The sequence below is a fragment of the Streptomyces sp. NPDC040545 genome (assembly GCF_055595065.1).
The window spans coordinates 303,397-317,363 of the sequence record NZ_JBVIWA010000006.1; the positions used below are offsets into that span (position 1 = coordinate 303,397).

14 protein-coding genes are annotated in these 13,967 nt (G+C 71.3%); 4 read left to right on the forward strand and 10 right to left on the reverse strand.

Annotation, left to right across the window (positions count from 1 at the left end):
• Positions 1–7: 7 nt before the first annotated feature.
• Positions 8–883, reverse strand: a complete 876-nt coding sequence (locus tag ACZ573_RS15520; protein WP_471303884.1) for a universal stress protein — start codon at positions 881–883, stop codon at positions 8–10.
• Positions 884–1,119: 236 nt separating this feature from the next.
• On the opposite strand from ACZ573_RS15520, the gene ACZ573_RS15525 reads away from it, so the two are divergent.
• Entirely contained in the window at positions 1,120–3,480 is a 2,361-nt protein-coding gene (locus ACZ573_RS15525) for a phosphoketolase family protein (protein WP_471303886.1), read from the forward strand.
• 61 nt (positions 3,481–3,541) lie between these two features.
• Here ACZ573_RS15525 and ACZ573_RS15530 read toward each other — a convergent pair whose 3' ends face one another.
• The 4 genes from ACZ573_RS15530 to ACZ573_RS15545 form a co-directional block, all read right to left on the reverse strand.
• Positions 3,542–4,732 (reverse strand): hypothetical protein, encoded by a 1,191-nt coding sequence (locus tag ACZ573_RS15530; protein ID WP_471303888.1) that lies wholly within the window; start codon positions 4,730–4,732, stop codon positions 3,542–3,544.
• Positions 4,733–4,814: 82 nt separating this feature from the next.
• On the reverse strand, positions 4,815–5,333 hold the full coding sequence (locus ACZ573_RS15535) for an HAD family hydrolase (protein ID WP_471303891.1): 519 nt from the start codon (positions 5,331–5,333) through the stop codon (positions 4,815–4,817).
• A 148-nt stretch (positions 5,334–5,481) separates the two neighbouring features.
• Complete coding sequence (locus tag ACZ573_RS15540) at positions 5,482–5,967, reverse strand: pyridoxamine 5'-phosphate oxidase family protein (protein WP_471303893.1); 486 nt, start codon at positions 5,965–5,967, stop codon at positions 5,482–5,484.
• A 205-nt stretch (positions 5,968–6,172) separates the two neighbouring features.
• Complete coding sequence (locus tag ACZ573_RS15545; protein WP_471303896.1) at positions 6,173–7,249, reverse strand: zinc-dependent alcohol dehydrogenase family protein; 1,077 nt, start codon at positions 7,247–7,249, stop codon at positions 6,173–6,175.
• 176 nt (positions 7,250–7,425) lie between these two features.
• Here ACZ573_RS15545 and ACZ573_RS15550 point away from each other — a divergent pair, with 176 nt between their 5' ends.
• Positions 7,426–8,364, forward strand: coding sequence for an MBL fold metallo-hydrolase (locus ACZ573_RS15550; RefSeq protein ID WP_471303898.1), 939 nt, complete (start codon positions 7,426–7,428; stop codon positions 8,362–8,364).
• A complete protein-coding gene (locus ACZ573_RS15555) occupies positions 8,361–8,906 on the forward strand; it encodes a CBS domain-containing protein (RefSeq protein WP_471303900.1) in 546 nt (181 codons plus the stop codon). The genes ACZ573_RS15550 and ACZ573_RS15555 overlap by 4 nt, the downstream gene beginning before the upstream one ends.
• Before the next feature lie 82 nt (positions 8,907–8,988).
• Here the strand turns inward: ACZ573_RS15555 and ACZ573_RS15560 are convergent, their stop codons facing one another.
• Positions 8,989–9,558 (reverse strand): DUF6119 family protein, encoded by a 570-nt coding sequence (locus ACZ573_RS15560; RefSeq protein WP_471303903.1) that lies wholly within the window; start codon positions 9,556–9,558, stop codon positions 8,989–8,991.
• Positions 9,559–9,647: 89 nt separating this feature from the next.
• Positions 9,648–10,838, reverse strand: a complete 1,191-nt coding sequence (locus ACZ573_RS15565; protein WP_471303906.1) for an acyl-CoA dehydrogenase family protein — start codon at positions 10,836–10,838, stop codon at positions 9,648–9,650.
• A 127-nt stretch (positions 10,839–10,965) separates the two neighbouring features.
• Here ACZ573_RS15565 and ACZ573_RS15570 point away from each other — a divergent pair, with 127 nt between their 5' ends.
• Positions 10,966–11,517: a DinB family protein gene (locus ACZ573_RS15570; RefSeq protein ID WP_471303908.1), complete on the forward strand. Its 552-nt coding sequence runs from the start codon at positions 10,966–10,968 to the stop codon at positions 11,515–11,517.
• Between the two features lie 117 nt (positions 11,518–11,634).
• Here ACZ573_RS15570 and ACZ573_RS15575 read toward each other — a convergent pair whose 3' ends face one another.
• The 3 genes from ACZ573_RS15575 to ACZ573_RS15585 are packed head-to-tail and all read right to left on the reverse strand — an operon-like array spanning position 11,635 to position 13,931.
• Positions 11,635–12,174, reverse strand: coding sequence for a hypothetical protein (locus ACZ573_RS15575; protein ID WP_471303911.1), 540 nt, complete (start codon positions 12,172–12,174; stop codon positions 11,635–11,637).
• 21 nt (positions 12,175–12,195) lie between these two features.
• The gene (locus ACZ573_RS15580) at positions 12,196–13,032 is read right to left on the reverse strand and encodes a class II fructose-bisphosphate aldolase (protein WP_471303913.1); all 837 of its coding nucleotides are present in this window, start codon (positions 13,030–13,032) and stop codon (positions 12,196–12,198) included.
• Complete coding sequence (locus ACZ573_RS15585; protein ID WP_471303915.1) at positions 13,029–13,931, reverse strand: SIS domain-containing protein; 903 nt, start codon at positions 13,929–13,931, stop codon at positions 13,029–13,031. The genes ACZ573_RS15580 and ACZ573_RS15585 overlap by 4 nt, the downstream gene beginning before the upstream one ends.
• Between the last annotated feature and the right edge of the window lie 36 nt (positions 13,932–13,967).

Here is a 13,967-nt window from a genome sequence, read left to right on the forward strand (position 1 = left end):
GGCCGGGTCAGGCGTGCGGGACCACCGCGACAGGGCAGAGCGAGTGGTGCAGGACGGCATGGCCCACGGATCCGATGTGGGACCCCACCGCCGATTCGCGGATCCGGCGGCCCACGACGAGCAGCTGCGCGTCCGACGCGGCGGTGAGCAACACCTGGCCGCCGCTGCCCTGCTCCACATGCGCGACGACTTCGATCTCCGGGTACTTCAGCCGCCACGGCTCCAGCGCCTGCTCCAGCGCGGCCTTCTCGTACGGCTCCAGGCCACCGAACTGGTCGGCGATCCACATCGACCCGGGGCTGTACCCGTAGACCGGGGGCAGGCTCCAGGCGCGGACCGCACGGAGCGGCGCCTTGCGTGCCGCGGCCGCCTCGAAGGCGACGCGCAGTACCCCGGCGGACTCCTCCACGCCGCCCTGCTGTCCGACGACGACCTCGCCCTCCTCCGGCACGGCCGCCGGCCTGCCGTGCGCGGAGCGTACGGAGACGACGGGGCACTCGGCGGCGGCGATCACCTGCCGACCGTAGGAGCCCAGCAGGAACCCGACCAGGGCTCCCTGCCCGCGAGAACCGATGACCAGCAACTCCGCGTCCTTGGCGGCGTGCAGCAGAGCCGGCACGGGCGCGTCGGACAGCACTTCCGCGGTGAGGTCCAGCCCCGGGTACCGGTGGGTGAGCTCGCCCTCGACCTCCTTCAGGACGTCGTCGGCGCGACGGGCTTCGGTGCCGCGGTCCTGGGCGACCGGGCCGGGGTGCGGCTGCCACGGCCAGGCGTGGACCACGTGCAGGGGCAGGTCGCGCCGTACGGCCTCTTGTGCGGCCCAGTCCGCCGCGTCCCGACTCTGCGGGGATCCGTCCACTCCGGCAACCAGGGTGCGCTTCACGAGTCTGTCCTCCGTGCCGATGCCAGGCATCGCGGTCGGTCGTCAGGGGAGCGGCGCCGGCCGGGGGTGACCGGCACCGCTGCCCCCACCCTCCCGGTCGGGCACGGTGGCACACAGGGGCCAACGGTCCCTCCCGCAGGGCCGGTCCTCCCCTCGCGGCGCCGACGCGGGGAGGGCAGTGTGAAGGCGTCGGCTCAGTCGACGAACGTCCCGGACCGTCGTACTCAGGAGCGGGCATGACCTCGTACCCCATTTCGGAGCTCGACGCGCACTGGCGCGCCGCCAACTACTTGGCAGTCGGCCAGATCTACCTCATGGACAACCCCCTGCTCACCGAGCCGCTGAGGCCCGAGCACATCAAGCCGCGACTGCTCGGCCACTGGGGCACCTCTCCCGGCCTGAACCTCGTCCACACCCACCTCAACCGCGTGATCAAGGGCCGGTCGCTGGACGCCCTGTGCGTCTGGGGTCCGGGCCACGGCGGCCCTGCCGTCCTTGCCAACTCCTGGCTGGAAGGCACGTACACCGAGACCTACCCGGACATCACGCGGGACGCGGCCGGCATGGCCAAACTGTTCCGGCAGTTCTCCTTTCCCGGTGGCGTGCCGAGCCACGTGGCCCCCGAGACGCCCGGCTCCATCCACGAGGGCGGCGAGCTCGGTTACGCCCTCGCCCACGCCTACGGAGCCGCCTTCGACCACCCCGGCCTGCTGGTCGCCTGCGTCATCGGGGACGGCGAGGCCGAGACGGGGCCGCTGGCCGCGTCCTGGCACTCGAACAAGTTCCTCGACCCGGTCCACGACGGCGCGGTCCTGCCGATCCTGCACCTCAACGGCTACAAGATCGCCAATCCGACGGTGCTGTCCCGGATCCCCGAGGACGAGCTCGATGCGCTGCTGCGCGGATACGGGCACGATCCGCTGTACGTGACCGGCAGCGACCCCGCCCAGGTCCATCACGCCATGGCCCGCGCCGTGGACCACGCCGTGGACCGCATCGCGCTCATTCAGCAGGAAGCCCGGACAGCGGGTACCGGCACGCAGCGCGAGCGCGCACGCTGGCCGATGATCGTGCTGCGCACCCCCAAGGGCTGGACCGGCCCCGCGACCGTCGACGGCGACCCGGTAGAGGGCACGTGGCGGGCTCACCAGGTCCCACTGGCCGGGGTACGCGAGAACCCGGCGCACCTGAAGCAGCTGGAGGACTGGCTGCGCTCGTACCGGCCGCAGGAGCTCTTCGACGCCGACGGGCACCCCACCGAGCAGGTCCTCGCCTGTCTCCCGCAGGGCGATCACCGCCTGGGCGCCGTTCCGTACGCGAACGGTGGCCGGCTGCTGCGGCCCCTCCCGCTGCCCGCTCTCGACACCTACGCCGTCCCTGTCGACAAGCGAGGCCGCCGTCTCCACGAACCGACCCGCGTCCTCGGGCGCTTCCTGACCCGGATCATGCGCGACACCGCCGAGCGGCGGGACTTCAGGGTCGTCGGACCGGACGAGACCGCCTCCAACCGGCTGGACGACCTGTACGACGCCACCGGCAAAGCCTGGCAAGGCATGACGGAGGCGACGGACCGCAACCTGTCCCGCGACGGCCGGGTCATGGAGATCCTGTCCGAACACGTCTGCCAGGGCTGGCTGGAGGGCTATCTCCTCACCGGCCGCCACGGACTCTTCTCCACGTACGAGGCCTTCGCGCACATCGTCGACTCCATGGTCGGCCAGCACATCAAGTGGCTGAAGGCATCGCGCGAGTTGTCCTGGCGGGGCCCGATCGCATCTCTCAACTACCTGCTCACCTCGCACGTCTGGCGCCAGGACAACAACGGCTTCTCCCACCAGGACCCCGGATTCGTCGACCACGTCCTCACCAAGAGCCCCGAGGTCGTACGGGTCTACCTGCCGCCGGATGCCAACACCCTCCTCGCCGTGGCCGATCACGCCCTGAGCAGCCGCGATCAGGTCAACGTGATCGTCGCCGGCAAGCAGCCCTGCTTCGACTGGATGCCGATCGACGAGGCCCGCACCCACGTGACGCGCGGTGCCGGCGTCTGGGAGTGGGCGGGAACCGACCACGGCTCCCGCGAACCGGACGTCGTACTCGCCTGCGCCGGTGACGTGCCCACCATGGAGGTGCTGGCCGCAGCGGCTCTGCTCCGCGAGCACCTCCCCTCGCTGGCCGTCCGGGTCGTCAACGTCGTCGACATCGCCCGGCTCATGCCCCACGAGGAACACCCCCACGGCATGACGGACGCCGAGTACGACGCGCTCTTCACCACCGACAAGCCGGTGATCTTCGCTTACCACGGCTATCCGTGGCTCATCCACCGGCTGGCCTACCGCCGCACCGGCCACCCGAATCTGCATGTGCGCGGGTACAAGGAGTCCGGCACGACGACCACCCCCTTCGACATGGTCGTGCGCAACGACATGGACCGGTACCGGCTCGTGATGGACGTCATCGATCGCGTCCCGGGCCTGGCCGGCCGGGCCGAGGGGCTGCGTCAGGCCATGGCCGACCAGCGCATCCGCCACCACGACTGGATCCGCGAGCACGGCACCGACCTCCCGGAGGTCGCGGACTGGTCCTGGCCGTATTGAGGCCACCGCGGACTCGGGCACGGGGTCGGCCGCTGCTCCGGCCTCTCGACCGCAGCTGCGCTCACGGCGCGAGGTCTCGGCGTTGGAGCAGGAGGTGAGCCAGCAGGATGCCCAGCACTCCCGCTCCGACAAGGATCCCGAGCTGGGGCCAGAGCACGGCGCCTTTGGCCAAGGCGTCGCCCGGGGCGTAATAGTGGAACGGGCTCAGGAACCTCAGCAGGGCTGCCGGGGCCCATGCCAGAGCGATGAAGTTGACGGCGAATCCCACGGCTCCGATCGCGATGGTCGCGCCGACCACCTGGGCCCGCCGTCGTCCCGCCGCCGATACGGCCATCGCCGGCCCGATCAGGCACAGGGCGAAGCCGAGGCCCATGACCCCGGCGGCGAACACTCCGCCGATCGGCACCGCCCGGTGGATGCCCGGCGACAGCTGCACCCCCACCGCGACCGTGACGGTCGCTGCCAAGTTCAGGGCTACGGCCGCGAGCACGCCGGCGTCGAGCTCCGCGGTGTGCGGCGAGAGGGTCTGCAGCACGTGAAAGGCGTGCAGCCGCAGAACCTTGCCGGTCTCGCCGGGAACCTTCAACTCTCCTTCGCTCCAGAGGCGTTGCCAGGATGCGCGGTGGGAGGCCAGCAGGGAGGGGAAGTCGGGGGCGTGTGTGGCGCAGTCGATGCTCCGCCGCAGCGGGTCGGCCGAGGGGCGGTCGAGCGAGGTGCACAGGGCGGCGGTCTTCACGACGACGACCGGGGCAGCCCGCTTGATCGGCAGGATGAGTGTTTGTGTAGCGGTGGTGGCTGTGTTCTGCGCAGCCAGGTTCGGGTCGCCCATGTGGACGAGGCGGGTGTGGGTGACGCCCAAGCGGCGACCTTCGGCGTCGTGGAAGAGCATGCGGCGGGTAAGCGTCCCAGCACGGAGGTCCAGCGACACGTGGCTGTGGCGCAGGGTCGGGTGGTCGGGTGTGAGCCAGTCGCCGGGCGGTGCACCCGCGGGCAGGCAGCGGTACCCCAGGGCGGTCCAGTCCGGCAGCCGGACCATGTCCTCGTTGGAGACCGTTCGTCCGCCGATGGTGGAGGCGAGCCGGTTGTAGCAGCCTGCCAGGTAGGTGCCCGGGTAGTGGATATCGTCGGCGATGCTCTCGGGCGCTGAACCGCGGGTGGCGAAGCGGCCGTTGCCCAGGGCACACAGGGACTCGACCAGCCGCTCGGCCTTGGGGTCGTAGTGGGGGTACTCCCAGCACCAGGCCGTGGTCACGGGCGGTCGCCTTCGAGTGCGGCGGGCAGCCCGCCGAGGTCGGGGAGCACGAGGTGGGCGCCGTGTGCGCGCAGGGCGTCCCTCATGTGCGGGTCGGCTTCGCGGTTGAGTCCCACCACCAACCGGAAACGGCCTTGGTGTCCCGCTTCGACGCCGGCGAGTGCGTCCTCCACCACGGCGGTGTGAGCGGGGGCGCGCCGAGACGGCCGGCAGCTTCGAGGAAGAGGGCAGGGTCGGGTTTGCCCGGAAGGGCGAGTGCGGCCGCGTCCTGGCCATCCACGAGGGCGTCGAAGTAGCCGATGAGCTCTGCGGACTCCGAGAGGGAGCGGGCGTGCCGCGAAGCCGAGACGGCTGCGCATCGCACCTCCATCTCCCGTAGTCGCTGGAGCGCGGGCCGTACGTCGTCGAAGGTGCGGACGCCGTCGGTCCGCAGCATCGCGGAGAAGACCTCCTCCTTGCGGGCGGCGACCGCGTAGACGGTGGCGCACCCGGGCGGATCCCCGGGCGTTCCTGGCGGGAGGCCGATGTGACGGGCGCCGAGGAAGGCGCGCACGCCGTCGAGGCGGGACCTGCCGTGGACCAGGTCCCGGTACTCGCGCACGGCGTCGAACGGACGCGGTCGTACCCCGGCGTACGACGGCTGCCACTCGGGCAGGCAGCCGTCGAAGGTCTCCTTCCAGGCGGCCGCGTGGCGGTCCGCCGTGCGAGGAGCACCCCGTCGGTGTCGAAGACGACCGCGCGCAGGTCGCTCATGAGTCGTGCACCACTCGGCGGCCGGTGATCCGGACGGGGGTGAGCTTCATCCAGTGGCTGCGCGGGCCACCGGCCCAAGGTTGTGAGCGGGCCGTGGTGTTGAGGTGCTGGATTTCGTGCTGGTCCGTAACGGCTGCGAGTTCGCCCACGGCCAGCACGCTCCAACCTGTGGCGGTCACGTCGTCGATGTTGTCGATCTCGAAGGCGACCTCGGTACCCGCCGCTCTTGCCGTGACGGCTTCCGCGGAGGTGCGGAAGGCGATGTCGGGTCCTGTGACGAGGTAGTTGACGGGGAGGACGGCCGGGCCGTCGGGGGTGAAGATGGCGATGCGACCGACGCCGTGCGTGTTCAGCAGCCGCTGGCATTCGGTCTCGTCCAGCGGTACGAGCGTACTGTCGCGCCGGGCGGTGGCTCGGCCGGCGACGCGGTGGGCGCTGGCTCCGGTCAGGTCGTCGACGGTGAGGCCGAGGGCGTCGGCCACCCGGACGAGGGTGCCGATGGCAGGACTGGCGGCGTGCTCCTCGAGGTAGGCGATGTACGTGCCGTCGGCCCCGCACCGCCGGCCCAGTTCGTGCGGCTCAGGCCGAGGGCTTCGCGGCGGGCCGCCAGGCGGCGGCCCAGGTCGGTGCGTCCGGTCGTCTCGCCGGACTGCTGCGGGTGGGTGCTCGGTGTGCTCTTCACGGCACTCACTGCTCCTGGGGCGGTACGGCGACCGTGTCGTGCTGCGGTCCGCCGAGCACGACCTTGAGGGCGCCGGTTTCGCCGGCGCGCGAGAAGACGTCGTACGCCTCTTCCATCTCGTCCAGCTCGAAACGGTGGGTGACCATCGCGGTGCCAGGGAGGCGGCCGGCGGCCATCATGCGCAGCAGCATGGGCGTGGATGAGGTGTCGACGAGACCGGTGGTGATGGTGACGTCCTTGATCCACAGGTCTTCGAGATGGAGGACGGCGGGCTTGCCGTGGACGCCGATGTTGGCGACGCGTCCGCCCGGACGGACCATGCGGGTGCACATCTCGAACGACTCGGGCACACCGACGGCCTCGATGACGACATCCGCGCCGAGCCCGTCCGTGAGGTCCTCCACCAGCTGCTCTGGCTCCTCCTGCGCGCTGACGGTCGCATCGGCCCCCAGATCCCGTGCGGCTGCGAGGCGGGAGGCCGCGAGGTCGACGGCGACGATACGGAACGGGCTGTAGAGCTGTGCCGTGGCGATGGCGGCCAGCCCGATGGGTCCGGCACCGACCACGACGACCGTGTCGCCGGGGCGCACGGCGCCGTTGAGGACGCCCACCTCGTACGAGGTGGGGAAGATGTCCGCGAGCAGGACCGCCTCGTGGCTTGCCAGAGCGCTGGGAAGGGGGTGGACGGAGAGGTCGGCGAAGGGGACGCGTACGTATTCGGCCTGGGTGCCGTCGATGGTGTGGCCCAGGACCCAGCCGCCGCCTCCTCGGCACTGGCCGTAGTGTCCTTCGCGGCAGAAGCGGCAGCGGCCGCACGCGGAGATGCAGGAGATCAGGACGCGGTCGCCGGGGCGGACGCTGCGGACGTCACCGCCGGTCTCGACGATGGTCCCGACGGCCTCGTGGCCCAGGATGCGGCCGGGTGTCACTTCGGGGACGTCGCCCTTGATGATGTGCAGGTCGGTGCCGCAGATGGTGACGGCGTCGACCCGGACGATCGCGTCGGCCGCGTCCTTGACGGAGGGGTCCGGGACGTCCTGCCAGGAGGTCTGTCCGGGCCCGTGGAAGACGAGAGCCTTCATGGCGCGGCCTTCTCTCTGTGTGCTGTGCGGGAGGGGTCACCATCAGGCTGTGCCCGCATCCCTCCGTCCCGCTTGGGCCGGTCGGCCCCCATCCGGGGCCGGTAGGTCCCCAGCGGACAGGGCGCTCCGGTGCGACGGTGGAGACCGGCACCCGTTCCGGAAGGAGGGCTGCTGCCATGTCCCAGCCAGCCCCGTCTCCTGCTTCCGCCCGCCCGGCCCTGCTGAGGTTCCTCGGCGGGGTGCGGACGGTGACCGGCAGCAAGTTCCTGGTCGAGAGCGACCACGCCCGGATCCTCGTCGACTGCGGACTCTTCCAGGGTGTCGCGGACCTGCGCCGTCGCAACTGGGGCAAGCTGCCCTGCGACGCCTCAGACATCCACGCCGTCGTCGTGACCCACGCACATCTGGACCACTGCGGCTACCTGCCGCGACTGGTCCGACACGGGTTCCGCGGCCCCATCCTCACCAGCGCCCACACCGCCCGGCTCGCCGAAATCGTGCTCCGCGACAGCGCCCGCCTCCAGATGGAAGCCGCCGAGCACGCCAACCAGCACGGCTGGTCCAAGCACCGCCCCGCCAAGCCGCTCTACGACGATGACGACGTCGACCAGACGATCAAGTACTTCGACCCGGTACCGGTGGGTAGCGAGGTCGAGATCATGGCCGGCACGAAGTTGATGCTGCACCACGGCGGTCACATCCTCGGCTCCGCCTGGTCGCACCTGACCCTGGAGGACAGCCACACCCTCGCCGTCAGCGGCGACCTCGGCCGCCCCGGCCACCCTCTCCTCCTGCCGCCCGAGCCGTTCTCCGGCGCCGACGTCCTGCTGATGGAGTCGACGTACGGCAACCGCCGCCACGACCACGAAAGCGCACAGCGCGAATTCGCCTCGGTGATCACGCGGACGCTGTCCCGCGGCGGGACCGTGGTCATCCCCGCCTTCGCGATCGACCGCACCGAGGTCGTCCTGCACGAGCTGGCCACCCTGCGCAGCGACGGCTCCCTGCCCCGCCACGTGCCCGTGTACGTCGACAGCCCCATGGCCCTGGCCGCCCTGGACGTCTACCGCGACGCCGTCCGGGCGCACTCGCCCGAGCTGCGCCCCGAGAGGTGACCGCCCTACCCGTCATCGAGGGCGAGGGCCACGTCGTCGGCGTGGTCTCCGAGGCCGATCTCCTGCCCAAGGAGGAGTTCCACGAGCACCGCCCGGGCCTGATCGAGCAGATGCGCCGCCTCGGCGACACCGCCAAGGCGGGCTCCATCCGCGCCGAGAATATGATGACCACCCCGGCCGTCACGATCCGCCCCGACGCCACCCTGCCTCAGGCCGCCCGCCTCATGGCCGACCGGCACATCAAGCGCCTCCCGGTCGTCGACGCCGACGGCACCCTCAAGGGCATCGTCAGCCGCGCCGACCTCCTCAAGGTCTTCCTCCGCACAGACGAAGAACTCGCCACCAAGATCCGCCGAACCGTCGTCGAACGCCTCTTCCCCGTCTCCCACGAAGCGGTCAAGGTCACCGTGGCCCAGGGGATCGCCACGCTGACCGGCCAGGTCCGCGACGGCAACCTGATCCCCCTGGCCGAACGCCTCACCCGCTCCGTCGAGGGCATCGTCGATGTCCACTGCCGACTGGATGCACCGGCCGAGGCGTGAAGTCCGACCGCGGAGCCGTGCCGGGACGATGCCACGCAGAGCCCGTACCGACGAGGAGCGCAGCGACGAGCAAGCCCTGCGGTCAGCGCCGGATGGCGATGATCTCGACGTCCGCGTTCATGGCGCGCAGCCTCCGCACCGCTTGTAGCAGCGAGACTTGAGCGAAGGCGAAGAGAGAGTCGACGGCAATATCCTCGCCGTCCTTCAGCAGGATGCCGAAGACCACGCGGAGCGTACCGAAGTCTTGGATGAGGCGGTGGTTTGGGCTGTGGGCGGCTACCTGCTTGAGGAACTTGGCTCGCACCTCCGCATCACTCCGCAAGGTCTCCACGGCGACCACCCCTTGGGCGAAGAGGTGGTTGAGGGGGGCGGTACTCGAGGTGGCCTTCTTGACGCAGATCAGCTGACTGTCAGGGCCCAGGACGTCGCAGATCTCCAACCCCCCGCCCTTGAATTTGCTGGTGCGGACATTCTTCTTGTCGAAGAGGAGGTACCCGTCCTGCTCTGCTGCCCGGTGGTTGAACCAGTCTTCATCGTGGGAATCTTGACCGTCTGAGTTGAGCGATCCCCTCGTCCAGCTGGGCAGCGTGACGGTCCGCGGGGCCTCGACCCGGCTGGTGACCGTTGCCGCGCGCCCGAGCGCCGTACGCACGCCGTAACGCGCCGACCCGCGGACCGCCGAAGCATCCGGTGACAACAACGGCTGTTATGTGCCAACTATCGTTGTGAGTCACACAGGCCCTAGCGGCGGACGCGTGGCATACCGAGGCCGATCCAGGAGATGATCTCGCGCTGGATCTCGTTGTTGCCGCCGCCGAAGGTGAAGATCACGGCGCTGCGGTAGCCGCGTTCGAGCTCGCCGTGCAGGACCGCGCCCGCCGAGCCGTCCTTGAGGGAGCCTGCCGCGCCGACGACCTCCATCAGCCAGGCGTACGCGTCCCGGCGGGCCTCCGAGCCGTACACCTTGACCGCGGAGGCGTCCTGCGGGGTGAGGGTGCCGGCCTCGACCGCGCCCACCATCTGCCAGTTGAGCAGCTTCATCGCGTCGAGCCGGGCGTGGGTGCGGGCGAGGCGGCCGCGGACCCAGGAGAGGTCGATGACCCGGCGGCCGTCGGCGAGTTTCGTCGCGGCGGCCCAGCGCTGGACGTCGTGGAGAGCCCGGATGGCCATCGTGCCGTGTGCGGCGAGGGTGACGCGTTCGTGGTTGAGCTGGTTGGTGATCAGGCGCCAGCCCTTGTTCTCCTGGCCGACGCGGCGGCTCGCCGGGACGCGGATGTTCTCGTAGTAGCTGGCGGTGGTGTCGTGCGAGGCGAGGGTGTTGATGAGGGTGCAGGAGTACCCGGGGTCCGTGGTCGGGACCAGGAGCATGGTGATGCCCTTGTGGGCGGGGGCGTCCGGGTCGGTGCGTACGGCGAGCCAGACCCAGTCGGCGGTGTCTCCGTTGGTGGTCCAGATCTTCTGTCCGTCGACGACGTAGGTGCCGGTCTCCTCGTCGCCCTCGCGCACGGCCTTGCACTTGAGCGCGGCGAGGTCGGTGCCGGCGTCGGGCTCGCTGTAGCCGATGGCGAAGTCGATCTCCCCGGCGAGGATCTTCGGCAGGAAGTACGCCTTCTGCTCGTCGGTGCCGAACTGCATGATGGTCGGCCCGACCGTGTTGAGCGCCATCAGGGGCAGCGGTACGACGGCCTGCGCGGCCTCGTCGAAGAAGATGAACTGATCCATCGGGGTCATCCCGCGGCCGCCGTACTCCTTGGGCCAGCCGACCCCGAGCCAGCCGTCGGCGCCGAGCCGGCGGATGGTGTCCCGGTAGAAGCGCTTCTGGGCGGCCGGGTCCTCGTAGCGGGCGTAGACGTCCTGCGGCACGAGCTCGGCGAAGTAGGCGCGCAGCTCGGTGCGCAACTGCTGTTGCTCAGGCGTGTATTCGAGGTGCACGGCCCCTCCGGGGTCTCGCGGTCCAGCCGGTCGCTGCGTGGGTGGCGGCGGTCAGAGTAGAACCTGTTACAAGAATTCGGAAGGACCCGGGTGCGGCCGTTCGGGAGGGGCGTCGATAATCGCGAGCATGACGAGCCCACGCAGCAGAGCGGAATTCTTCGTCGAGCCCGAGCGGGACGGCCGCTTCAGCGGCCCCGCGACCGGTGACGAGCGGCGGATGCTGGTCGCCTTCCTGGCGGACCACCGCGCCACCCTGGAACTCAAGTGCGCAGGCCTCGGAGCAGAGTTGGCGCGCCGCTCGGTGGAGCCGTCCACGCTCTCCCTCCTCGGCCTGGTCCGGCACCTGGCCGATGTGGAGCGCCGCTGGTTCCGGCAGGTCCTGGCGGGGCAGGACGCGCCGCCCCGCTTCTCCTCGGCACAGGACCCCGACGGGGACTTCGACGGAGCCCTGTCCGATCCGGCGGCGGCCGAAGCGGCCTGGGCGGCGTGGCGCGCCGAAGTGGCCTTCGCCGAAAGCTTCGTGGCCGCAGCACCCGATCTGGACATCGAGGCCGTCGACGCGTGGCGCGGGAAGGTGTCGCTGCGCTGGGTGCTGATCCACATGGTCGAGGAATACGCGCGGCACAACGGGCACGCCGACCTCCTGCGCGAGCGGATCGACGGGGCCATAGGCATCTGAGAGCGCCCGGCCGCACGCCGGCCGGACCCCAATTCATCTGAAACGCCGGTGCAGTTCGGCCGCCTGCCGCACAATGGGCGGATAGGGAGTCGTCCGCCGCCCGCTCCCCGCCCGATGTCAGGTGAAGAGGTACAGGACGTCGAAGTGGACGAGGTCCCGGGCCGTGTCGAAGAGGTACCGGCCCGAGGGGATCCCGTCCGAGGCCTGGCCGGCGGCGCCTTGCGCGTTCGCGTACGCGTCGAACCCGGGGCTGTGCTGCCAGGCCGCGTCGGCGGGCAGGTGCTGCTTCAGTGCGGCGGGCAGGTCGGACGGCGCGCCGGTGGCGGCGAAGGCGTGGTCGGGCTTGCCGGTGATCGCGGCCGCGCCGCCGGCCGGGAGGTGGGCGACACCGACCACGCGGATCCGGGAGTCGGGGCCCGGGATGCTCCGGTCGTCGGCCGCGCCCTCGATGTCGTAGCCCAGCCAGTGCGCGTCGGTCAGCTCGCCCAGGAACGGCCCGAGGCGCCGGTTCAGCGGCTCCAGGTCGGTACGGACCTCGGGCCGGCGCGGCGGCTCCGGCCACAGGAGGTAGGCCATGCCCGCGCCCACCGTCAGCAGCGGGAGGCCGGCGATCAGCAGGAACCGGCGGCGATCCGTACGTCCCCGCTGTATGTCCATGATCGCCGCCCCCGTCGCCCGTCAGTTCAGGGCGCCGATCATAGCCGTCGCCGTCACCGTCATCGCCGTACGGGCGGCCGTCAGGTACGGCCGGGGGTCCGCCGGGGTCAGGTGGGCACGGATGGCCTCGGTCATCGCCACGTTGAGGGCGGTGCCGATGTTGACCTTGCGGATGCCGCCCGCGACGGCTGCCGCGAGCTCGGTGTCCGGCAGCCCCGAGGAGCCGTGCAGGACGAGCGGTACGTCCACGGTCTTGGCCAGCCGGGCCAGCAGCACATGGTCCAGGGCCGCGGTCCGGCTGGTCATCGCGTGACTGCTGCCGATGGCGACGGCGAGGGCGTCGACCCCGGAGTCGGCGGCGAACCGCCGGGCCTCGTCGGGGTCGGTACGGGCGCCGGGCGCGTGCGGGTCGAGCGGCGCGGCGCCGTTCTTGCCGCCGACCTCGCCCAGCTCGGCCTCGATCCACAGCCCGTTGGCGTGCGCCCATTCGGCCGCGGACCGGGTGGCCTCCAGGTTCTCGGCGTACGGGAGTTGCGCGGCGTCGTACATCACCGAGCTGTATCCGGCGTCGCATGCCTGCCGGAGCAGCTCGGGGCTCTTGACGTGGTCGAGGTGCAGGCCGACGGGGACCCCGGCGGCCTCCGCGCACGCGCCGGCGGCCCGCGAGATGGGCAGCAGCTGCCCGCCGCGGAACTTCACGGCGTTCTCGCTCAGTTGGAGGATGACGGGCAGGCCGGCCGCCTCGGCCCCGGCCACGACGGCTTCGGCGTGCTCCAGGGTGATGATGTTGAAGGCGGCGACGGCCCGGCCGGCCGCGGCCGCCTCCAGAACCAGGTCGCCGGCCCGGACCAGGCTCATCGGACCGCCTCCTCGCCCGCGGTGAGGATCACCGAGCGCGTGAGGTTGCGCGGCGCGTCCGGATCCAGCTGCCGGTGGGCGGCGACCGCGAGGGCGAGGCGGTGTACGCGGACCAGTTCGGCAAGCGGGTCGAGCCGGCCGGGCACCCACTGGGAGCCGGTTGCGCGTACCTGTTCGGCGAGCCCGTCGGGGGCCTCGTCGAGCGACCAGGTCACGGTGCCGGGTCCGGAGACGCTGATCGGCCCGTGCCGGTACTCCATCGCCGGGTAGGACTCGGCCCAGGACAGCGAAGCCTCGCGCATCTTCAGCGCCGCCTCGTGGGCGAGTCCGACGCTCCAGCCGCGGCCGAGGAAGGTGAACTGGCCCCGGCCGGCGATGTCGGCGGGCAGCGGCTCGACGAGGGCGGTGCGGGCGTCGGCGGCCGCGGAGGGGGTGTGCCGCCCGACGTGGGCGCGCAGCAGGGTGAGGGCGGTGGTCGCGAACCGGGTCTGCACGACGGACTGTTCGTCGGCGAAGTCGAGGACGACCAGTTCGTCCGCGGCGGTCATCACCGGGGTGGCCGGATCGCCGACGACCGCGGTCGTGGGCACGCCCGCGTCCCGAAGCCCGGCCAGCAGGTCCAGTACCTCGGTGGTGGTGCCGGACCGGGTCAGGGCGACGACCCGGTCGTAGCGGCGGTGGCGCGGGAACTCGGAGGCGGGGAAGGCGTCGGTCTCGCCCTGTCCTGACTCCTCGCGCAGCACGGCGGCCGCCTGCGCCATGTAGTACGAGGTCCCGCACCCGACGATCGCGGTACGCTCCCCCGGCTGCGGGAGCACCGCCCGCCGGGCCGGGGCCAGTTCGGCGGCCCGCTCCCAGCATGCGGGCTGCGTGCCCAACTCGTACGCGACGTGACTCATACAGGCTCCCTCGTGCGGCAGGCGGGTCTGAATGCG

What these genes read in the sequence shown, in the direction of transcription:
- ACZ573_RS15525 (WP_471303886.1), top strand. Translation starts at nt 1,120, where the DNA reads ATGACCTCGTACCCCATTTCGGAGCTCGACGCGCACTGGCGCGCCGCC.
- ACZ573_RS15545 (WP_471303896.1), bottom strand. Translation starts at nt 7,249, where the DNA reads ATGAAGGCTCTCGTCTTCCACGGGCCCGGACAGACCTCCTGGCAGGAC.
- ACZ573_RS15550 (WP_471303898.1), top strand. Translation starts at nt 7,426, where the DNA reads ATGTCCCAGCCAGCCCCGTCTCCTGCTTCCGCCCGCCCGGCCCTGCTG.
- ACZ573_RS15570 (WP_471303908.1), top strand. Translation starts at nt 10,966, where the DNA reads ATGACGAGCCCACGCAGCAGAGCGGAATTCTTCGTCGAGCCCGAGCGG.
- ACZ573_RS15575 (WP_471303911.1), bottom strand. Translation starts at nt 12,174, where the DNA reads ATGGACATACAGCGGGGACGTACGGATCGCCGCCGGTTCCTGCTGATC.
- ACZ573_RS15580 (WP_471303913.1), bottom strand. Translation starts at nt 13,032, where the DNA reads ATGAGCCTGGTCCGGGCCGGCGACCTGGTTCTGGAGGCGGCCGCGGCC.
- ACZ573_RS15585 (WP_471303915.1), bottom strand. Translation starts at nt 13,931, where the DNA reads ATGAGTCACGTCGCGTACGAGTTGGGCACGCAGCCCGCATGCTGGGAG.